Origin of the sequence: Streptomyces sp. NPDC088116, from assembly GCF_044741745.1 — a bacterium.
Classification (GTDB): domain Bacteria; phylum Actinomycetota; class Actinomycetes; order Streptomycetales; family Streptomycetaceae; genus Streptomyces.
Window position 1 is genome coordinate 1073972 of sequence record NZ_JBIUTF010000003.1, and the last position, 20974, is coordinate 1094945.

The 20974-nt window shown below is 67.9% G+C and carries 14 protein-coding genes and 5 pseudogenes; 11 read left to right on the forward strand and 8 right to left on the reverse strand.

The genetic code is table 11. From position 1 onward, the window contains the following. Positions 1–396: 396 nt before the first annotated feature. Complete coding sequence (locus ACIOJD_RS16965; RefSeq protein WP_401913812.1) at positions 397–936, forward strand: hypothetical protein; 540 nt, start codon at positions 397–399, stop codon at positions 934–936. Positions 937–1373: 437 nt separating this feature from the next. Here ACIOJD_RS16965 and ACIOJD_RS16970 read toward each other — a convergent pair whose 3' ends face one another. Further along, positions 1374–2831 carry an alpha/beta hydrolase family protein gene (locus tag ACIOJD_RS16970; RefSeq protein ID WP_401913947.1) on the reverse strand — a complete coding sequence of 486 codons (1458 nt, stop codon included), beginning with the start codon at positions 2829–2831 and terminating at the stop codon, positions 1374–1376. A gap of 856 nt (positions 2832–3687) precedes the next feature. Here ACIOJD_RS16970 and ACIOJD_RS16975 point away from each other — a divergent pair. Together ACIOJD_RS16975 and ACIOJD_RS16980 are read left to right on the forward strand one after the other, a co-directional pair. Continuing rightward, positions 3688–3903, forward strand: a complete 216-nt coding sequence (locus ACIOJD_RS16975) for a hypothetical protein (protein WP_401913814.1) — start codon at positions 3688–3690, stop codon at positions 3901–3903. A 30-nt stretch (positions 3904–3933) separates the two neighbouring features. Beyond that, positions 3934–4059: a hypothetical protein gene (locus tag ACIOJD_RS16980; protein ID WP_401913817.1), complete on the forward strand. Its 126-nt coding sequence runs from the start codon at positions 3934–3936 to the stop codon at positions 4057–4059. 283 nt (positions 4060–4342) lie between these two features. On the opposite strand, the gene ACIOJD_RS16985 is transcribed toward ACIOJD_RS16980, so the two are convergent. After that, positions 4343–5674 (reverse strand): cytochrome P450, encoded by a 1332-nt coding sequence (locus tag ACIOJD_RS16985; RefSeq protein ID WP_401913819.1) that lies wholly within the window; start codon positions 5672–5674, stop codon positions 4343–4345. Positions 5675–7174: 1500 nt separating this feature from the next. On the opposite strand from ACIOJD_RS16985, the gene ACIOJD_RS16990 reads away from it, so the two are divergent. The 3 genes and pseudogenes from ACIOJD_RS16990 to ACIOJD_RS17000 all read left to right on the forward strand — a co-directional run bounded on the left by ACIOJD_RS16990 (position 7175) and on the right by ACIOJD_RS17000 (position 9034). Further along, positions 7175–7645 (forward strand): hypothetical protein, encoded by a 471-nt coding sequence (locus ACIOJD_RS16990; RefSeq protein ID WP_401913822.1) that lies wholly within the window; start codon positions 7175–7177, stop codon positions 7643–7645. An 84-nt stretch (positions 7646–7729) separates the two neighbouring features. Next, positions 7730–8555: pseudogene (locus tag ACIOJD_RS16995) on the forward strand (IS5 family transposase). A gap of 56 nt (positions 8556–8611) precedes the next feature. Then, the gene (locus tag ACIOJD_RS17000; protein ID WP_401913825.1) at positions 8612–9034 is read left to right on the forward strand and encodes a VOC family protein; all 423 of its coding nucleotides are present in this window, start codon (positions 8612–8614) and stop codon (positions 9032–9034) included. 292 nt (positions 9035–9326) lie between these two features. Here the strand turns inward: ACIOJD_RS17000 and ACIOJD_RS17005 are convergent. The 5 genes and pseudogenes from ACIOJD_RS17005 to ACIOJD_RS17025 form a co-directional block, all read right to left on the reverse strand. Further along, positions 9327–9503: pseudogene (locus ACIOJD_RS17005) on the reverse strand (aldehyde dehydrogenase family protein); the annotation flags it as partial. A gap of 616 nt (positions 9504–10119) precedes the next feature. Continuing rightward, a complete protein-coding gene (locus ACIOJD_RS17010; protein ID WP_401913828.1) occupies positions 10120–10656 on the reverse strand; it encodes a lipocalin-like domain-containing protein in 537 nt (178 codons plus the stop codon). Positions 10657–11133: 477 nt separating this feature from the next. Further along, positions 11134–12168, reverse strand: a complete 1035-nt coding sequence (locus ACIOJD_RS17015) for a hypothetical protein (RefSeq protein WP_401913831.1) — start codon at positions 12166–12168, stop codon at positions 11134–11136. 227 nt (positions 12169–12395) lie between these two features. Then, positions 12396–12611, reverse strand: coding sequence for an SDR family NAD(P)-dependent oxidoreductase (locus ACIOJD_RS17020; protein WP_401913833.1), 216 nt, complete (start codon positions 12609–12611; stop codon positions 12396–12398). A 58-nt stretch (positions 12612–12669) separates the two neighbouring features. Next, a pseudogene (locus tag ACIOJD_RS17025) lies at positions 12670–13290 on the reverse strand (SDR family NAD(P)-dependent oxidoreductase); the annotation flags it as partial. On the opposite strand from ACIOJD_RS17025, the gene ACIOJD_RS17030 reads away from it, so the two are divergent. From ACIOJD_RS17030 to ACIOJD_RS17050, 5 genes and pseudogenes are all read left to right on the forward strand, one after another. After that, positions 13211–13888, forward strand: a complete 678-nt coding sequence (locus tag ACIOJD_RS17030; protein WP_401913835.1) for a TetR family transcriptional regulator — start codon at positions 13211–13213, stop codon at positions 13886–13888. The pseudogene ACIOJD_RS17025 and the gene ACIOJD_RS17030 sit on opposite strands and share 80 nt — an antisense overlap. Positions 13889–15060: 1172 nt before the next feature. Further along, positions 15061–16740, forward strand: a pseudogene (locus ACIOJD_RS17035) (DEAD/DEAH box helicase family protein); the annotation flags it as partial. Continuing rightward, positions 16715–16870, forward strand: a pseudogene (locus tag ACIOJD_RS17040) (helicase associated domain-containing protein); the annotation flags it as partial. The pseudogenes ACIOJD_RS17035 and ACIOJD_RS17040, both read left to right, overlap by 26 nt. Before the next feature lie 249 nt (positions 16871–17119). Continuing rightward, a complete protein-coding gene (locus ACIOJD_RS17045; protein WP_401913948.1) occupies positions 17120–17419 on the forward strand; it encodes a hypothetical protein in 300 nt (99 codons plus the stop codon). A gap of 1056 nt (positions 17420–18475) precedes the next feature. Further along, the gene (locus ACIOJD_RS17050) at positions 18476–19516 is read left to right on the forward strand and encodes a VWA domain-containing protein (RefSeq protein ID WP_401913837.1); all 1041 of its coding nucleotides are present in this window, start codon (positions 18476–18478) and stop codon (positions 19514–19516) included. Between the two features lie 680 nt (positions 19517–20196). Here ACIOJD_RS17050 and ACIOJD_RS17055 read toward each other — a convergent pair. Beyond that, positions 20197–20655: a hypothetical protein gene (locus ACIOJD_RS17055; protein ID WP_401913840.1), complete on the reverse strand. Its 459-nt coding sequence runs from the start codon at positions 20653–20655 to the stop codon at positions 20197–20199. Positions 20656–20974: the final 319 nt, after the last annotated feature.

Sequence of the window (20974 nt, forward strand, 5' to 3'; positions counted from 1 at the left end):
GGGTGATGGTGTGCGGAGCCGGTGCGGTGGGCCGCACCGGTCGCCGGGAGTTCACTGCACCTGGCGCGCACCTCTTGTCCGGCCTCGTTACCGCCTGCATCGCTTCTGATCCGCGTTCGCTACGGCCCGCATCGTCCTCTTATGTGTGCGTGATGCTGTGTATCGGCGGGAGAGTTCTCCCTCTGGTCTTCAACTCGGGTGCGCTCACGCTGTGTCGATGGTGCGCATCGTGGTGTGGTGTGCATCGTGGTGTGCACCGCCCGGTGGGGGTGTGCGGTGCATCGTGCACAACTCATCGCGCTGCGTCGCCTGGTGTGCACCGGTGCGCCGCCGGCTCCCGGTGTGGTGCGCGCGTGGTGCGGCGCGACCGCCGGGTGGGGGTTCTACGATCCGCTCGTGGGACAGCCCCTGGCACAGAAGGCTGCCAAGGCGGTGCGTGGCCAGCAGCCGAAGAAGCGGCCCGGCAAGACGCAGCGCGAGGCGATCAAGCGGGTGCAGGCGGTGAAGAAGGCGGGCGGCGGGAAGCCGGCCGCGGCGAAGGCCGCGGTGAAGAAGGCGCTGCCGCTGCCGCGCGGCTCGCTCCGGGCCGGGTACCCGGGCACCTGGCCGGCCTGTTTCAAGGGCTACGCCAAGGGTGAGGGCGTCACGAAGGTGACCGGGGGCTGGGGGACACTCCGGCTGCGGGCCCCGGCAGATGTCGGCCGCCGAGAGGGAGTTCGCCCGGAACAGGGCCCGGATCGGGAGTGGCGAGACCTACCGCGTCCAGAAGCCCTCGGACTGGCGTCGCGGTGCCTCGCCGTCCAGCACGCGTCCCGCCCGCTGAACAAGGTTCGGGCGGTGTGGTGTCGGCCACGGACGAATGCCGTGGTCAAGGTGTGGTCAAGGGTTAAATCGGATACCACGGGCTGCGGTGAGCGGAGTGTGGTCAAGGGGTGATCGAGCAGGGTGGCATCTGTCCCGCACGCGAGGCAGATGCGCGCGGGACAGACGAACGCCGCCCATCCCGGCCCGGCCGCGGGGCGGGGGAAGGGGGGGCTTCGGGGTGTTGGTGTGGGTGGAGGTGGCGTTCACCGGGTACTGGCGGCAGTCGTCCGGGGAGAACTCGGCGTCGGCGTAGGACACGAGGAGGGCGGCGTCGACCAGCGGTGGCTCACCTTGCTCTGCGGGCAGGTGACCTGCTTGTCAGCTCGGGAACTACGCAGCCGGTACGGGAGCGAATGCACGTCACGGATCTCCGAAGTCGCGGGTCCCTACCGTGCCGCCAGTCCGGCGAGTGTTTTCGCAGAGGTTCGGGGGTGGCCGGTCTCTGCCCCGTGCGTGGTCCGTGGGGCGTTGGACCGTGACGTGGATGGCCGGGGGGCCTTTGGAAACGGTCAGGGGGCGATCCCCACGCCGTCGATCCGGCTCCACGCCCGTTCCTGTGTCGCGGTCATGGCGGGCCAGGCGAGGCCGCCGGGCCGGGGCAGGATCCGCGAGGCGTACGGCGCGGGGTGGAAGGCCGGGTCGTAGAAACACCCGCTGCCGTAGCTTTGGTCGAAGTCTTCGCAGGAGGCTGCGACCGAGCGCGGGGTCGGTTTGTGTCCGTCGCGTACCCAGGTGTTCAGAGCCGCAAGGGAGTTGGCGTACTCGGAGTCGCTCAGCGCGCTGTGTTCGGTCTCTTTCGTGAAGGTCTGGACGAGGTTGCCGTTCCTGCCGGCGCCCTGAAGAGTGGCGCGGTAGGCCGCCTCGTGCTCGACGAAGGCCGTCGGGTCGCCGGCCGCGTGCAGGGTGAGGACCGGGATGGAGACCTTGCCGGTGAGGTCGCTGTCGTAGGAGAGATCGCGACGCGCGGTGGGGTCGGCCGAGAACCGCTCGACACCCGCGTTGAGCGCTTTGTCGTCGTGAGAACCCGTGTACCGCACGCCCTGGTTGCTGAAGGGGTTGCGGCCGCCGAGCCGGCTGGAGACGATGTCCCGGAAGGTGAAGGTGGAGAACTGCAGATGTGACTCGAGCGAGCGCTCCGGGATGTGAGTGACGGCGAGGACGTCGTCGAGGTTGCGCTGCTGCAGCGCGGTCCGGTCCCCGGGGTCGGAGTCGTACCCGGTGCACTCCCGCAGGCGGGCACGGAGTCCGTTGCTCGTCAGGGTGGAGTCCGCGCGCAGCCCCTGCCACAGCGGGTACTGCGGCTCGGTGGGCCGGGGGTGATTGCGGCAGTAGTACTGGTAGACCACTCGTAGGTCGGCACGGTAGTCGTAGCCGCGCGAGCCGCCGCCGAGGACGCCGTTCGTCAGCAGCGCGCCGTCGTAGGCACCAGGCCGTGCTCCGTAGGTCTCCGCGACCTTGGCGGCGACGTTGCCGCCCCAGGACTGGCCGTGCACATAGGTCCGCTTCGGCTTGCCGAACTCCGAGACGAACAGGCGGCGCACGTTGTCGGTGTCGGCGGCGGCCATCCGAGTCCCGTAGCCACCGCGGCGGTAGGAGGAGGCGGCCCAGGCGTATCCCTCGTCGACCATCACCGCCCAGCGCTCCAGATCGTCGGTGCTGCGGGACGGGTCCGAGGAGTCGCCGAGATCGGGGCCTCCGTGTGCGTGTACGACGAGGGATCCGTTCCAGCGGGCCGGAACGGCCACCGTGTAGTACGCCCCGTTGCTGTCCTGGCCGGTATAGCACTTCGCTTTCCCGGCCAGATTGGGCGGGCAGGTGGTTGCCGCGGGCTGTGTGGGCTGTGTGGTCTGTGCCTGCGGCACGGGGGCGTTGCCGAGCGTACCGAGGAGTGTTACGGCGAGCCCGACGGCCAGCACTGCCGGACGGCAGCGATGGGCCGAGAGTCGTCGACGAGCCGGTACGGGCATGTCAAGGGTGTTCAAGGAGCGGCTCCTGAGGATGCGCTGCGCGAAATTGCGCTGCGATCCGGGATGTTAGGAAGCACCGTGTGTGGGGACTACCCGTTGGTCATTGCGTTCATATTGTTCGCTTCCCCGCCCAGGGCATCCCGCCCTGATGCCGCGCGTCCCGCTGCGCTGTCACTGTGCCGTCCGCGCCGGTGCGGTGGTTCGGGAGGAGCTGGACACCGCGACCGTCGTGCCGGGCCGCAGGACGAGGTCGCCGCGCACCAGCACGTGGCGATGCCCGGACTGTTGCTCGCGGGCCAGGACACCGATCCCGGCCGCCCGGAGCCGCAGGACGAGCCCCGGCCGACGATCGAGTTGACGGGGCTGCGGGCCCCGAAGGCGTCGCGTACGGATGTGGAGCCCTGGACTTCACCGCCGAGCAGCTGCGCCACATGCAGAACGCCTCCACGAAGGCCGGCGGCGGAGTCCGCGTAAGAACGAAGACGTACGCCGACCGGGAGGACATTCCCGCACCGTGTGAGGACGACCGGCGGGCGCACGGTCCGCAGCAGAGCCCGCCGCGCACCCTGGGCGGGAAAGCCGCCGCTGAGCGCACGCGAGACGCACCGGGGATGCGTCGCATCCGCCACGGTGCGGCACGCGCCGCGCCGCAACAGCCCGGCCCGACCCTGGGCGGGAGGGCCGCCGCTGAGCGCACGCGAGACGCACCGGGGATGCGTCGCATCCGCCACGGTGCGGCACGCGCCGCGCCGATACGCGCCGGTGCGCAGTGGCGGGGCCGGACGGTGCGCGCCGGCGCGTATCCGAAGCGCACGACCGCGCTCGGTGCGCGCACTTCAGCTTCGGTCGCGACGACATGCAGCTCCTTCTGGAGGCGATCGGCAGCCCGCGCCGCGAAGCCGCCGATGCTCCTCGCGAGCAAGAGGAGTTCAAGGTCCGCCAGGGGGAGTGCAAGGCACAGCTGCGGCGGGCGGCCGAGCAGAAGGCGGCTGAGGGTGGGGCCCGTCGCCCCGCCTGCGCCTTGTGCGGGATGAAGTTGGCCGAGGACCGGTGGAAGGCAGCTGTGGCGTAGCCGAAGCCGGGAGCGCGGTGGCACCTGTCCTTGTGTGACTCGTGCGAGGACCGGGCCGTAGCGGCCGATCAGCAGGTCGACCGCGAGCGCCAGGGGCAGGACCAGGCCGTGCCCGAGCAGAAGGCCGGTGGCCGGCTCTCGCGTGTGCGTGCCTGACCGGGGTGAGCCTTCCCACCCGCGGCGCGGGCAAGCCCAAGGGGCCGCGGGGAAAGCCCGTGTTGTCGGTGGCGGCCGGGAGGCCGGGACGCATGGACAGGGATGTTGACGGCCGGCCGGAGCTTGGCCGAGGACCTCCGTGCCTCGGTCGAAAACAGCTTCTGAGGCGCGGAGGAACCACGTCCCTTCTACTGGTCCGGTTTTGTTATGGAGGGTGTGCCCGTTCCCCTCATGCAGTCGTGGCCGGACAGTCTGCCGTGAGGGTCTGACCGGCACGCTCGCTTCAGGTACGTGGACGTACCGAGGTGGCGGGAGTGGGGCCGTCGGGGCGGACCGTGATGCCGAACAGCGTTTTCGTCGGGGTGGCGGAGAAGGCCAGGGTGTGGGCCGGCAGCAGGTGTTCAAGGAGGACGGTCGATTCGCGGAGCGCGAACTGGAGACCGAGGCAGGCGCGGGGACCGATACCGAAGGGGAAGTAGGCTCCCGGGTGGGCGGGCCGGCCGTCGGGGGCGGTGAAGCGCTCGGGGCCGAAGTGCTCCGGGTCCGGCCACAGTCCGGGGTCGCGGTGCGTGAGGTACGGGCAGACCAGGATGTCGGTCCCCGCCTCGACGGTGTACCCGGCGAGGGTGTCGTCCTCGGTGGCGTGACGCGGCAGGATCCAGGCGGACGGGTAGAGCCGGAGTGTCTCGTGGACCAGGGCCTGAACGGCCTGGCGACGCTGCTCCGAGCCCTCGCCGCCGGTGGCGAGGGCTTGTTCGCGGGCGCCGGGGTGCCGGTCGAGGAGCAGATAGAGCCAGGTCAGGGTGGTGGCGGTGGTCTCGTGCCCGGCCACCAGCAGCGTGACCATCTCGTCGCGGATCAGCCGGTCGGTGTACTCGGGGCGCTCGGCGGCGGCGTCGGTCAGAACGTGCAGAAGGCCGGGCCCGTCGGGACCGGCCGCCCCGCTGCGGGCGGCCTCGACGGCGTGCCGGGCGACCGCGTCGATCCGGGCGAGATCGGCGGCGACGGCGTCTTGGGCATCGGTCACGTCGGCGGGCAGCGTGGGGAGGGCGGTCGCCACGGCGGCCACGGCGTCCAGTTCGCGCTCGGTCCCGTCGTCCAGGGGGTGTCCGGTGAGGGAGCGCCAGATCGCGTCCAGGGCGAAGCGGCGCATCTCGCGCCCGACGTCGAAGGTCTGTCCGGTACGGGCGTAACCGTCCCAGCGTCCGGCGGTGGTCCGGGCGGCCTCGGTGATCCGGTGTTCGTAGCGGCGCATGCCGGGACCGGTGAACTGGGACTGCAGCAGGCGGCGTTGGGACTTCCAGGCCGCACCGGTGGCGGAGAGGACTCCGTCACCGATCAGCAGTCGGGCGCGATGGGAGCGCTTGACGTACCGGTCCGGGTGCCGGGCGAGTACATGCTGTACGGCCCCCGGGTCGGTGACGAGAACGGTGGGGGCCGCCCCGACGCGGAACGCGGCGACACCGCCGAGCCGCTCGCGCACCCGGGACAGCAGCTCGAGCAGTTCACCGCCCTCCGACCGCCACTGCCGCACGAGTTCGGGCTCGGCCTCGGGGACGGCTCGTCCCGTTCCGGGGACCTGCGTGAGGGAGTCGGAGGTGGCTTCGGCGTCCAAGGGTCCTCTCCTGGTCAACGGTGCTCGGCCCTGACGGAGCAGTCAGCCACGGACTTTACGGGAGTGGGCGAAGCCGCGGGACGCAAATCTCGGCGGATACCTCGGCGCACACCTCCAGCCGCAGCTGACCTCATCCCAACCTGCCCGGACCCGGCCTGGCATCAGCGACGGTGACGCCGGTGCCGGTGCGCCTTCAGTACCTCGTAGTTCCAGGTGGAGCGCTGCTGCGCCGGTGCGCGTCCGGGGGGAAACACCGAGTTGTCCGGCGATGGCGGGGAACCGCGGGTGCATCTGCCGGTCGCCGACCGTGACCAGGGCCGACAGCAGCGGCTCACTCCGATCGCGGTCGTCGTCGACGTGCCACAACAGGACGCTCTCGTCATCACGGTGCAGACGCGGAAGGGCGGGCAGGCGCTTGCGGACCGCCGACCACGTGATGGTGGCCCCGGCCCGAGTGGTCTGCTCCAGCAACGGCCGCAGGTCGGTCGCGAGTTCCGTGAGCCGTCCTGCCTCCGGAAACCCCGGCTGACCGTTCCCAGGAAACAGACGCACTTCCGCGGGGACTCGGGCGGAGCATCGTGCGGCCTCCGGTGCGGGCGGCGCCGCCCTCACCGGAGGCCGCACCGGGTCCGGAAGGAGGACACGAGGCGTGTCGGAGGACCACACCGTCCTCGGCGGTACGACGAGCCTGCTCGGAGGCCGACCGCTTCTTGCGCCTCTGGCGCGGCACAGGCGGAGCCTCGATCGGCTGCGGGCGCACCTCCTGCGCGGCCAGCACCTCCTGCGCGGCCAGGCGCCGCTCCTCCTCCTGCCACCGGCGCGAGCCCAGCACCTCCTTGAGACCCTTCAGCCGGGCCCGCTGCTCCGGGGTCTCGCGCGGTGGAGCCTGGGATGTCTGATGCCGGGCCCACGCGAACAGCTGCGTCGCCTTGGCCACGTCAAAGCGATCGATCGCACGCTGCAGTTCGGTGAGCGTGCCGTTCAGCGAACGGCGGATCGTCGCGATGTCCATCGCACTCAGATCCGGACGACCTGTCGTCCGGCGCCGGAAACCGGTCTGCCATGCTGTCCCGCCACTGAGCCGCACCCGTCCGTTCGACAAGAGCCGATCCCCCCACCCCTGGAACCACGCCGTGCCGCTGATCCGTCACTACCCGCTCAACGTGAGCCACAACTCCGACGCGTACAAGAGCGCTTCGCGACACACCGGATCATCCGGCTTCGCGGCGCTGGATTCCTGGGCGGCATCGGACAAGAGACATGTTGCTGAGTTCTGGGAGCGCGCCGGTACCTGCTTGCGGCCGTCTCGTGTCCTGGTCGGCTCGGAGCAAGGTGATCATGGCCCCGGACTCCTGATCTCTGCCCCCGGCAGCAAACTGACCGCCAGGGGCAGGTCCGGAGCGCCGCAGGCGTAATCCCGACACCGAAGGCGCCGCCGCGTACCTCGCCGTCCGACGACCTCACCACCGAAACCGACCACTCGAGAGGACTCAACACCTGATGTCCATATGGCCTTCGATCGTTGCCGTACTCGGTACCCTCGCCGGTGCCCTGACCGCCGGACTCCTCCAGCACCGATCGGCACGTACGGCACGCGCCGAGGAACGCGCCGACAGCCACCGCCAGGACCAGCTCGGCGCCGTAACCGACTTCGCGGCAGCCCTGGACGCGCACCGCTCGGTGCTCTTCCACCGGGAGCGTCTGGCCCTGACCGAGGCAGGCACCGAGCATCAGCTGGAGGCCCAGACGAGGTCCCACGACACCCGGGCGGCAATCACCGCGCCCCACCTTCGCCTTCAGGTCCTGGTCCCCGAGCTGGCCGGCCCCGCCCAACAGGCCGCGGATGCCACGTACGCACTGCGCAAGGCCGTCGGTCAGACCGAGCTGGACGCCCGGCGGCATGCGGCCAAGGAAGATTCCACCGCCTTCATCGCCGCGGCCGCCACGCTGCTGGGCCCCAACGACCGTTGACTGAGGATGACCACTGCCAGTGTCCTCGCCGTCCGGGCGTGCCGGTCCCGTGCGCCCTGCAACACTCGTGCGTTCCGGTGGCGGGTGTGGCCGTACTCGTTTCGCAGGGGGCGTCGGCAGGTCTTCGACGGGATCTGGTGGCGTGCTCGCACTGGCTCGCCCTGGCGAGGCATACCTGAGCGGTACGGTCCGTGGGAGACGGCATACACCCTGTTCCGTCGCTGGCAGATCGACGGCGCAGGGGCCAGAATATTGAAGAAGCTGCAGGTCAAGGCCGATGCTGCCGGACACATAGAGTGGGAGGTGTCGGTCGATTCCACGACATGTCGAGCCCATCAACACGCCGCCGGCGCTCGCAAAAAAAGGGGGCTGCCGATCGAGTCCGGACGAGTCCGGACGGCCTGGCGGCCTGGCGGCTGAGCCGGACGACCCGGCACTCGGCCGCTCGCGCGGCGGCCCGACCACCAAGATTCACCTTGCTGTCGGCGCCTCCTTTCACGTTCTGGCTGTTGTGGTCACTGCTGGACAGCGGGCGGATGCCCCGGTGTTCACCGAGGTCATGGACCGCATCCGCGTTCCGTGGATCGGCGGCGGACATCCGCGCGCCCGACCCGCTCACGTCCTCGCCGACCGCGCCTACTCGTCTCGAAGAATCCGTGAGTGCCTGCGCCGCCGGCAGATCCCGCACACCATTGCGGAGAGACGTGACCAGGCCGGACACCGCAGATGCCGAGGTTCGACCGGTGGCCGCCCGCCCGGCTTCGACCGTGAGCAATACAAGGCCAGACATAAAGCCGAGTGCCGGACAGGGCTCCTCAAGCAGGCGCGAGGCGTCGCGACACGCTACGAGAAATTCACCATCCGCTACGAAGCCACCATCCAACTCACCTTGGTACGCCAGGCACTGTGACCACATCTCAATCGCGCCGCAGGTGCAGTTCAGCGGCTGGACTACAGTTGACGCGCATGCCCGATCTCTTCGGAATCAACCATCTGACGCTGTCCACGACCGACCTCGACCGGCTCGTGGCGTACTACACGGACTTGCTCGGAGCGGCGCTTGCATTCGAGCGCGCTGCAACCCATTCCGAGCCTCGGATCGCAGTCATCGATGTCGGCGGGGATGACCACCTGATGATCGTCGAAACCGCTACCGCCCCCACCACTGATCTCGATCCCCTCAGCAATGCGGGATGGGGGCTGCGTGTGGGAACATACGCGCAGCTGTGTGAGGTTCGCGAGCAAATCCTGGGTGCCGGGTGGCCGGTCGGACAGATCGCGACACTGCCCACGCAGTGGACGATGACAGCTCGCGATCCCGATGGACGCCCTGTGGATGTTCGAGCCCATCGCCCACGCACCGTATCGCTGTCACGAACCACTGACTAACGGCTGCCCAGACTTTCAAAACACGTCTGAGGACCGACAGGGTCAATGGATGCCGTGGCTGGGGCTGGACCTGGTGTTCTGGGTGCCGTCGACGGTGCAGATCGTGTGGGTGCTGATGGGTGACGAGCGGGGTGTGGGTTGGGTTCTGGGGCCTTGGCCGTCGTGTCGTCGGCGAGGGTGCGCACGACGGAGGCGTAGTAGTCGAAGTGGTCGGCGGTGACGTGGAGTTCCGGCGGGCGGGCGCGGGGAGTTTGCTGGCTTCTGCGTATTCCAGCTCGACGAGCCGGTCGATGCTCTTCCGTGTGCTGGCCGCAATGGGTTTGAGGATCCGGGAGCGTTCTGTGGTGGTCGTCCGTCGCCATGTCGTCTGGGCTTGGTGGGCGGCGGGGACGGCCTGTTCGACGTCCTCGGCGGAGCCGTTGGCAATGCGGAGTACGAGTTCGCCGTCGTGGGGGCTGGTGGAGTCCAGGTGGCGGCCCGAGGCGGGGCGGCATCGGGTGGCCGCCGGTCCAGTGCTCGAAGTGCGGGGATGGTGTTCATGATGTTCTCTGTTCTTGTGGTCTGGACTCCAGGGGGATCGAACGGCCGGGGCGTTGGCTTCGGCGGTCTCATCGACGTGTCATGGCAGTCGGTGCACGGCTTTGGACGGCGAGGCAGCTGGTGTCGCGTCGGGCGGTCTGTTCGATCTGCAGGGTCCGGCTCCGAATCCCGTGGTGAGGAAGGACGTTGGTGTCGGTGCGGTCGATGTCGCCGTAGGAACGACGCGGTTCAGCCCGATGGCCGTCGGGCATTCCGTCGGCGGGTGGGCCGGTTCGGATGCGGGTGGACATCCACCCGCATCCGAAAACGGCCCGGGTTCACGCTTGCGGGATGCGACCCGGGGATGCGACCCGGGGATGCGACCCGGGGGTGTCCGGCTGGGGGAGGCAGTGCCCCGAACTGCTCGACGTGGGCGTCGCCGGTGACCGGTTGCTCCTGGTAGGTGCCGCGCACCGATGAGTCGGCCTCGTTGATTCCTGGTGTGAACGGGTGGTTGGCCTGGATTTCCTGGGGGACGGGTTTGGCGGGCACCGCCGGCTTGGTGTTCAGGCTGGGGATTGTGACGGTCCACTTGCGGGCGTAGCGCTGGCCGGTCGTGGGGCTGGTTTCGAAGTGGGTGGTATGCGGGGCGAGCGGATTGACCGAGACGACGTGGTGCAGGTCCACTTGTGCAGCGTGTCCCAGTTCCAGTTGCCCCATTGGCGGTCGGGCCAGGAGGTGCCGGTGACGTGCTTGGTCGAGCCGTCCAGTGTGAGGGTGCCGGTGGTCTGCAGGTTGGGGAGCGAGTAGTGGTGGTGGCTGGTTTCGTCGAGGAAGGGGAACAGGCCCGTACCGTTGTTGTACAGCGTGGGACCGAGGGCCTTCAGCTTGAGGTCCAGGGTCCCCTTGCCCTGAGGCAGTTCCGCCTTCAGGTGCATGGCGTCGAGCGGGCCGCACAGTGATGACGTTCGGCATCCGGACATCGAGCTTGCCGGCAGACGCGCTGAACTGGTGGGCTTGAACACCTTCTGCTCCAGCGTGTACGCCCCGCTCTCTTCATCCGTGATGGAGATCCGTGTGATGCCCTTGCGGCTGAGCTGCACCTCGTAGCTGTGCTTGTGCCCGCGGGTCTCGATGGGCCCGACGGTGTACCGCCGTTCCTGCTGGGCTCTCGGGTGCCGCCTGGTCGGCGGGTATGCGGACGAATGTGGGGAAGCCCGGTCCGGTGCCCGGACCGGGCTGCGATGCCTCCTGCGAAGCGGTGTGTGCGTGGCTGCTTGTGGTGTTGGCCGCAGCAGGCGTTCCACCGGAGCCTGCGGTGGCGAGTCCGGCAAGGGGCCATTGCCCTGTGTCCGTGGACCCGGTTCCGTGGACCCGGTTCCTTGTGTGCACCGTTTTTCCTCTCGTGACGGGTTCTGGTCCGCGGTGACTTCCGTGCCCTCGCCTGGCGAGTCCGGCCGTTGAGGCCGGCTCGTCACCCGTCGGGGGATTCGGTCGTGACCGTCACGGCCAGGTATGGCGCGCTCTTATGGCGCGACTGTCCGCCGGCCGACAGCTACCAATGCGGGGGCCGGGTACGTCTAGTGCGTGCGTGACAAGGAGTCGCGCGCCCGGCCGCGCACGATCTCGGCCAGGCGGGCAGCCTGCTCATCCACGGCTTGGGGTCCGTTGCCGGTCAGCAGGCAGTGGCCGGCGTCCCAGACCACCTTGGCGGCCGAGGGGTTGAGGGTGAGGTTGACGTCGTATCCGGCGTCCTTGAGTGCCTCGTCGATGTAGTAGGTCAGGCGGGTGCGTTCGCCGGGCACCTTGGGGTACTGGAATCCGAGCATCGCCTTTTCGCCGTACTTGGGGACGGTGGTGATCCGTGCGCCCTTGAAGGCGTGGTCGGGATCGGTCGTGACCTTCCCATCGCCGTCGATCCGGTGGCGCGCCGAGGTGAGGGCGACGGGGGCGTGGCAGATGAGGGAGATCGGGATGTCGGTCTCGCGCAGTGTGTGGAGCAGTTCCCCCATCCAGGGGTTGTCGTTGAAGTCGACCATCGGGGCGTGTCCGCCGGGCATGTGCACGAAGGCCAGGTCCGCCAGCGAGAAGCCGGATGCGGGATCGCGGTGCCGCTGGATCAGCTGAGGGATGGACAGGTACTGGCGCTGCGGCAGTGCGTCGAAGCCGGCGACGGCATCGTCCCGGACGGAGATGGCTTCCGCGTCCGTCCTGGGGAGCGGTTCGGAGACCGGGATGCGGCCCAGAAGCCGGTGGGCGAGGGCGAGTTCGCTCTCACGGCGCTTGAGGAGGTCCGGGTTCTTCTCGCGCAGCTTCTCGGGGCCGAACCTCTGGACTCCGCTCTGAATGGTGGTGCGGGCGGTGGCGGTACCGAGGTTTCCGCCGGCCTGGAAGTTGAGAGCGAGTCCGTTGACGTCGAGCTGCGGCAGCCGGCCGTCCGGCGTGGCCAGGATGAAGTCGTAGTCCCTCTCGAACTCCGCCATCACGGCGGCGAGTTCGACGAGGAAGAACCCGGTCGGTATCCCGGGGTGGCCGGCGGGTTCGCTCAGCGGGAGCACGCGTGCCGACGACAGGACGATCAGGGCCTTGGGCCGCGGGGTGGTGGACTCAGTCATGGTCTTTCCTTCTCTTCGGAGTCGGCTTCGGAGCGGGGGGCTTTCACGCCGGCACGCCGGACGGGCGTTTGACGAGCGCGTCGAAGGCGCGGTCCGGCAGCAGCCGGCTGAGGTAAATGAGGGGGCGCGCTCCGAAACCGAGGTGGTAGCGGGTGCGCGGCCGCCTTGGCCACGGCCTTGCCGATGACAGTGGCGGGTGAGGCCGTGCGGGTGCCGGGCTGTGAGCTTCACTCAAGGGACGTGGCACTCGCGTCGGCCTGCTCGCCGTACGGTCCGGGGGAGGAGGCGGCACGCAGCTTGCCGGCCGCGATCGCACCCCAGTCGGTCTGGATGGAGCCGGGCTCGATGAGTACGACGTCGATGCCGAACCGCTTGAGTTCCAGGCGCAGCGCGTCGCTGAGGCCTTCGACGGTGTACTTGCCGGCGTGGTAACAGGCCCCCATGGGGAGTGACGAATCGGCCGCCCATCGAGCTGATGTTCACGATGGTGCCGCTTCGCTGGGCGCGCATGTGCGGCAGGACCAGCCGGGTCGGCCGCGCCAGTGTGAACACATTCACCTCGATCTGCGCGCGGGCCTCTTCCATGGGAACGTCCTCCAGCGCGCCGTACAGGCCGTAGCCCGCGTTGTTGACGAGGACGTCGATGCGGCCCTGGGCCGCGATGACCCCGGCGATCGCGTTGCTGACCGAGGTCACACCGGTGACGTCGAGTGAGAGCGTTCGCACGCCTGACGCCGCCAGGCCGTTCATCCGGTCGGTGCGGCGGGCCGCGCCGTAGGCGATGAAGCCGGCCCTCTGGAGCTGAGAGCGGCGGCTTCGCCGATGCCTGAGAAGGCACCGGTGACCGGGGCTGCTTTTTTCGTCATTGCCGTTCCTTGCGAGTCGTGTCCCAGCGCGCCGGCGCTGTGAAGCGGTGAGGCTCGGGGCGGAGGCCCGTCCAGAGCGACCGGCGGTTTCCGTCCCGCCTAACAGACCGGCGGGCTTAGAGCATAAGAGACCTTCGGTCTCTACACAAGGGACCGGCGGTCTGTAGCATGTGGACATGAACACGTTCCAGCGCGCCAGAAACGAGGAGCAGCGCGAAGTACGCCGCCGGAGCATCCTGGAGACAGCGGCGACCATGCTCAGCGAGATGCCGGTCTCAGCCGTGAGCCTCAACGAGCTCAGCCGCCGCGTGGGACTGGCGAAGTCCAACGTCATGCGCTACTTCGAATCGCGAGAGGCGGTCCTGCTGGACCTCCTGGAGAGCCTGACCCGCGATTTCCTGGCAGAGGTGGTCGATCAGCTCCCCGCCAGCGTCGACCGGACAGGTTCCGCGATCACGAGAGCCGAGTCGGTGGCATCAGGCCTGGCCACATCGTTCGCATCCCGGGAGATGCTCTGCGAACTGCTCAGCGCCCAGACCGGCATCCTCGAGCACAATGTCTCCGCCGAGGTGGCCGCGAGATACAAGCAGGGGGCCCACGACGGTCTCACCGGTCTGGCAGGCATGCTGCAGGAGATCCTGCCCGAGCTCGGCGACCGAAAGGCCGCCGAAGCGGCCGGCATGACGATCGTTCTCGTCGGAGCGTTGTGGACGCACAGCCATCCGGCGGAGGCCGTGCGTGCCGCCTACGCCAACGATCCGAGTCTCGTCTTCCTCCGTACACCCTTCGCCGCGACGCTCGAACGTTCGATCACGGTCTACCTGACCGGCCTGCTGGCCAATTCCGACCGGTGATCCCGGCCGAAGCGACCGGGCGCGGACTCCAGCACAGCGCTGGCAGAGCTCCCGCGTCGCCGTGGTTTGTCATGTCCGGCCCTCTGCCCGGAGAGATATGACCGGTCATACCGTGTTCCGTCCCGCCCAATTCTGCCTCGCTGCTGCCTCGCCCACGCCCCACCGGCGTGTTCCTTCCCGGGAGTCTGACAGCGCGAGTGGGTCCTGACCGGCCGGACGAGTAGCCGTCACCCTTGACTCGTAGATTCGAATCTGTCGGAGTGTTGGAGCGGTGAACTCGCGTACAGCGAGCGTCTTCACAGGCATCGAGACCGTCGCCCCGATCATGGGCACGCGATTCTGGGTTCCTGCGGTCGAGATTACTGCCGAGGACGTGACGATCGGCTTCGGCCAGGGCCGCACGCCGGCCGGATCGGCCGATCCACAAACCAGCACACAGAGCGTTCAGACATCGACAGCCCCACGGCACGTCAACCCCGGCAAACACCCGAGCAGTTCGCCCCCGACAGCACACATCACCAGCACGGCATCGTCATACGGTGTGCACCGCGTCTCGGCCGCCTTCCGCTGCACACATGGGTTTGCAGCCACCGCGGCCAGGCTCCATAACGTTGCTGTACGTCGGAACGATGAAAACCACAGCCCATACAGACACATAGATAGCCACCTCTGCCCCGATCCGGGCTGGCCAGACAGAAACGGGCCACACGCCCCTCGCTGATCATTTGACGCTCGGGCAGTTCACAGAACACCACCGCCTCCACTGGACACGCCGACACGCGGCCCAGCCGACGCGACAGTCCAGTGAACGTCCGGCTCCCTATGGCAGCCGGACATTCAGCGCAACGAGTCGGGGAGTGCGGTGAACAGCGGGATCCGCCTGACACCTCGGCGGCTCTTTCACCCCGCCCACACGCCCCCGCCCACCCCCCCGGCCATGGACGAACGAGCCCAGACGTGACAGACATTCCCATCCACCGGGAAGCGGGCCCAGAAGAAACTGAACACCTCATTCCAGCTCGTCCCGCCCACCGCGCGACGCCCCCATACCCATGGTCCCCAAGAGGCACCGACCCAAGGAAAAGCCAACGGAAAACACCCACAGGAGGGACAACCACGGCACATCCGCTGCCGCTGCACAACCGTCAGCGCGCTGCGCCATGATGTCCGGCATGGTCACACCGCTCGAGCACCCCACAACCCGTCCTCCAGGCCGCCCCACGCTGCGCCCGGACCAGGAACGAGGACTGCGGGCCACTGTCCGGCACGTGCGCCGCCCGCACACCCGAGCCCTGTACGTGGCGGCCACAGGCACGGGAAAGACCCTGCTATCGATTCGGGCCGCCGACGAGCTGGCGGCGAGACTGATCCTGATCGTCGTCCCCACACTGGACCTGGCCGCACAAACCGCGCTCGCATGGCGCCGCGACGGCCATCACGAGCACATGGTGATCGTGTCCTCGATGGACACCGCCGCACACGACGCACTCGCCACCCGCAGAGTCGGCTCCGCGAGCAGCCCCCAAGCACTAGCCGCGCTCATGTCGGCCGTGGGAGAGAAGGACGACCAACTCCCCGCCCTGACAGTGATTTCCACCTACAACTCACTGGACAAGATCGAGGATACTCAGCACACCACCTACCAAGTGCCGCCGTTCGACCTCGCAATCATGGACGAAGCACACCGCATCGCAGGCCGGGCGGACAAGAAATGGGCCATGATCAACGACGCAACGCGGATCCGCGCCGACCGTCGCCTCTACATGACCGCCACCCCGCGCAGCTTCGCCGCCCCCGACCTCGCCAACTCCGCCAGCACGGCCCGCCACCGACCGCAGACCACCCCCAAGCCGGACGCCGATGCCACCGCGAACAGCATGGACAACGAGGCCGTCTACGGAAAGAAAATCTTCGAGTATCCCCTGGCACAAGCAATCGCCGACGGCATTGCCGCGGACTACCGCATCGTGGTCCCCACCATCACCGACACCGAACTCCGCGCCCTTCTCAACCTTCCCGTCCCCGGCACGCCCACAGCCGACACGGAGCCCGAGAACGCGCTACGCACCACCGCTCTGCACCTCGCCGTCCTGAACGCCATGGCCAAGCACTCCATGCGCCGGGTCCTGGTCTTCTTCCACCTCGTCGAAGACTCCATCCGTTTCACCCGCGAACTACCCCACACCCTGCGCCGTCTCCACAAAGCCGACCCGCACTGCTACCCCGGACTCGACCCCGACGTGTTCATCGTCCACGGCGACCACACTGCCGACGAGCGCTCAGACATCTTCGCTCGCTTCGCCACCGCCCCCCGCGCGATCCTCACCAACGCCAAAGTGATCGCCGAAGGCATCGACATCCCCAGCGTCGACGCCGTCGTCTTCGCCGACCCCACCAGCAGCATCACCCGCTGCGTCCAAGGCCTCGGCCGCGCCCTGCGCCTGGACGTCTCCGGCAAGACCGCCAGCCTCATCATCCCCGTCTGCATCCCGCCGGGCGACAACCCCGAGAACATCCTCGGCACCGCCTACGAACCCGTCTGGGCGATCACCACCGCCCTGGCCAGCCACGACCACCGCATCCTGGAGCGCCTCCCCAACAAGGCCAACCGACTGCCCACAGAGACCAGCCGCATCATCCAGCACCGCTGGCACTTCGACTTCACCATCCACCCCGAACGCATCGCCCGCGCCATGGACCTCATCTCCTTCAACCCTCGCGGACCCGTCTCACGCTCCCGCCGCGAAGGCCTCGCCGCCGCCCAGGCATTCCACGACCTCCACGGCCACCTCGACATCCCCACCGACCACACCGACACCGTCGGCTTTGAACTCGGCCGCTTCATCACCACCATGCGCGACACCCACCACACCGGCCGCCTGGCGCGCCCGCCTCACCGCCGCCCACGACTACCACCGCACCCACGGCCACCTCGCCGCACCAGCCACCAGCCAGATCGGCGCCTGGCTCGCCGAACAGCGCCATCTCGCGGCCAAGAACAGACTCGACACCGCCCGCGCCCATGCCCTGACCACGCTGGACCCCGACTGGCGCCTGCCCCACGGAGCCGACTGGCACCGCAAGTACCACCTGCTCCGCGCCCATCTCGCCGACGGCGCCGACCCGACAACCCTCACCCGCGACACCCTTCTCGCCGGCGTGAAGATCGGCTCCTGGCTGCACCGCCAGCTCACCACCTGGCATACCCTCCACCCCGGCCAGCACTACCTGATGACCACCCTCGGCCTGAACCCCCACAACAACCCACTCGCCCCCACACACCGCACCCGCCGCACCTTCGAACAGACCATCCAACTCCTTGAACTCTTCCTCCACCGCGAAGGCCGCGCCCCCACCGCCCGCGAAGACATCCGCGCCGACGGCGACACCGTCAGGATCGGCGCCTGGCTCGCCAAGGCCCGCACCAAGCACCGGGCCGGCCAACTCCCCGACGAACAAGCCCGCTTGGTCGCCGCACTGTTCGACGGCGACTGGACCGCCGAAGACGCTCCTCCAGCAGCCCTCGCGTAGCAGCCGCCTTCACCGGAGAGCCGGCGCCGGGCTCCTGTTCTCCGCACACCGGCGGGGACCTGACCTGAAGTGACCACACAGTCCCCTGCGGCCCGGCCGTCGCGTTCCGCTACAACCTTGGCGAACCGGACGCCGAGGCAGTCGCCAGCCGTCCGGACCGGCACGACGCATGCCCCCACCGCAGAGCAGTCCGCGCACGCGCATGCCAGCGGGTTCACCGCCCTGGGCGATCGCCTCGTAGAAGCCCCACGCCGTACGTATCCACCCCGTTCTCACGTCGTCGTACGCTTTGCCGCAGAGCGGGCACACGACAGGCAGGGCATAGCCGCTAGTTCGTGGCACCTGTCGCCGAGCCGCTGTCGCCGGTTGGACAGCAGCTCGACCTCGATTACGTCGACAGCGACGACCGTGCCGGTCGCGCCAAGCGGGTGAGACGATTACGGAGATCGACCAGGACCGTGAGGCCGACGTCCCGCGGATCGATCGGATTCCCGCCCTTCACGTTGTCGCGCAGGCGTACCAGGGTGTCCCATCCCGACGCTCCTGAAGCTGCCCTGACGGTGCAGCGACGGTACGGAGAGTACGGTACGAGCCCCGCACAGGCGGTGGCAGCTGGACGCGGACGCCAACCAGGCACTGGAGCACCTGAACCCGCATGGCGCTCCGGAGGCGGGCCCCAGCGCAACGGCGGTACGGCCGTGGGCCGGGGTGATACGGCGCGCAGTTTGCGGGCAGCGGCGAACCGGAGAGAGCGTACGCGCCGGCTCATGCGGTGGTGATCCGGTGCTGAGGGCAAGCCCTGTACGGAGAGCGGGAAGAAGCCTGGCCGCGTGCCGTATACACCGGGCCGCAGACACTAACCCCGACGCTGAACTGGATAGTTGACGGGCAAGCGGGGCGGGATGCGGTCGTCTTCCCCGAGACGGCGGCCGTCACGGACACGCTGCCGGACCCGACCATGGCTCCCGGACTCTTCACCCAGCCCGGGAGCCAAGATCGATTGTCAGTGGCGGGTGAGACGGTAGGAGCATCACGTCGGAAAGAGAGAGAGCTGCCATGTCCGGAAACCAGAACTACATCAATCACGTTGCTCTCGTACTGGACGCCAGCTCGTCCATGTCGCACCTGAACCGCAAGGTCGTCGAAGTCGCCGACCAACAGATCGCCTATCTCGCCCGCCGATCGAGGGAACTGGACCAGGAAACCCGGGTCACGGTGTACGTCTTCGCAGACAAGGCAGAGTGCGTCATCTACGACAAGGACGTGCTGCGAATGCCGTCGCTGAAGCAGCTCTATCGGGTCGGCGGAATGACGGCACTGCTGGCGGCCGCACTGAAGTCACAACGGGAGCTGGCGCAGACAGCTCAACTGTACGGCGACCACAGCTTCCTGACGTTCGTACTCACCGACGGGCAGGAGAACGCAAGTCACCGCTGCCCGGACGCCCCTACCAGGGATCCGCGTGAACTGGTTCAGGCCGTGGCCAAAATGATCGAGACACAGAAGGACAACTGGACGCTGGCCGTCCTTGTACCGGACCAGATGGGCAAGCACGAGGCCATGCGGTGCGGTTTCCCGAAAGAAAACATCGCCATCTGGGACGCCACGAGCACCCAAGGTCTGGAGGAGGCCGGGCAGGTCATCCGCCAGGCAACCGAGAAATTCATGGTGGGCCGCGCTCAGGGCATCCGGGGATCGCGGACGGTGTTCTCCGCAGGTGCGGAAGCCGTCAACAAGGACACCGTCAAGGCAGCCGGTCTCACCCCAGCCAATTCGTCGGAGTACCAGCTGATTCCGGTAGCGCGTGACGCAGCGATCCGGGACTGGGTCATCGAATGCGGGCACACCTACCGTACCGGTGGTGCGTTCTACCAGCTGAGCAAGTCGGAGAAGATCCAGGCCAAGAAGCAGATCGCGGTGCTGGAAAAGAAGACGGACCGGGTGTACACGGGCCCCGAGGCCCGAGCCCTGCTCGGCCTGCCGGACGTGGAAGTGCGCGTCACACCGGACCACAACGACGACTTCACGATCTTCGTCCAGAGCACCAGCGTGAACCGGAAGCTCATAGCACACACGCGACTCCTGCTCATGATCTGACGCCTTACAAACCCCGCCGGGGCCCGGAGCCTTCGTCGTCCCGGCCACCCACCACCAACAGAGCCGGCGACTGCCAACGCAGCGCAGGAGTACGCGTTGCTGCGACCGCAAGGCCACCATGACCATGCCGAAACGAATCCGCGCCGCCCTTTCCACACGCCGCCACCGTCGGGCACCAACCGCCCCAGCCTCATAGATCCGGAAACAGACGCCGACCGACCTGCGAGCCGAAGGACTTGAGCGTCTGAGCACGCACCACCTGCCAGACGACCGCATCCAGCATCACCACCTGCCGCGCCTCGTGCCCAAGACCGGTGATTCGTCTGGTAGATGATCTTCGGCACGCATCGATCAGTAAGAGAGTCCTATGAGGCACCCGGAAGGGCCTGCGGATAGGCCCACGTAACGGTACTTACGCCGTGTCCTACACGAGGTTCAGCGGCTCAACTCTTTACCGGCGCTGAATCGCTCGAGTTATGCGACTTGCTTCCCGTGCAGTTACACCCACCACGTGTACGCTCCACTCTTCAACAAAGAGTGGAGCGACAGTGCAGCACGCCCCGCCTCCAAAGGGGGACACAACGAAGAACCGGATCTAACGAAAATTTTTCAAGAAGGAAGCACGAGCCACCCATGCCGTTCGCACCTGGAGTCCTGCGGCCAATTGCTATGAGCAGCTGTCAAAAAGGAGGCACATCTGGCTGTTGAGAGACCGGAGGTGTCACTCCAGAAACTTCACCCTCCGAACCCAGCTTGTCGATCCGCGACCGGATCGCACTGGGCTGACGCCCAAAGCGCTCCGCCAACTCCTTGACGGTGCTTCCTGTGTCACGCATGTCCAACAGGCGCTCGTCGTCCTCCGGCGACCATCTCTGATACGCCTTGGGGTGATGCTGCCGCACACCCTCCACCGTGTACTTACGTGAATCCACAGAGGCAAGAGCCCCTTGAGTTTCCACCGAAACCAAGACTTCAACGGGATAACTGCAGACCTCAACCCCCGCCAACCAGAAAGTTACTGACACACCTTCAAACGTCATCACATCTGCCTCCATATCCAAGGCTCGACGCATGACATCAGGGTCATCAGGATCAGCAAGGAAGTCCGTGAACCGTAAGCGCATAATAGAAGCGGCCATGGACACGATCATGCCGAATGCCACCCCGGCACACAACATCCCCACCCCATTCTGTAGCCAGCAGGCCCCGCTTGCGGGGCCAAGGCAGGGGAGCGAAGCGGACCTGCCCAGTCGAGTTCGCAACGCGGACTCGACAAGTGCCCTGCAACGCAGGGCACTTCACTTTGTTGGGATCCGCAACGCGGATCCCAACCGCCGGCTTGCCGGCAAGAGCCTCGCTACGCGAGGCTCGATCCGCTACGCGGATCGGTTCGTGCCCCGCAACGCGGGGCACTTTCGCTTGGAGCCTGCGCAGCAGGCTCTTACCCGCTCCGCGGGG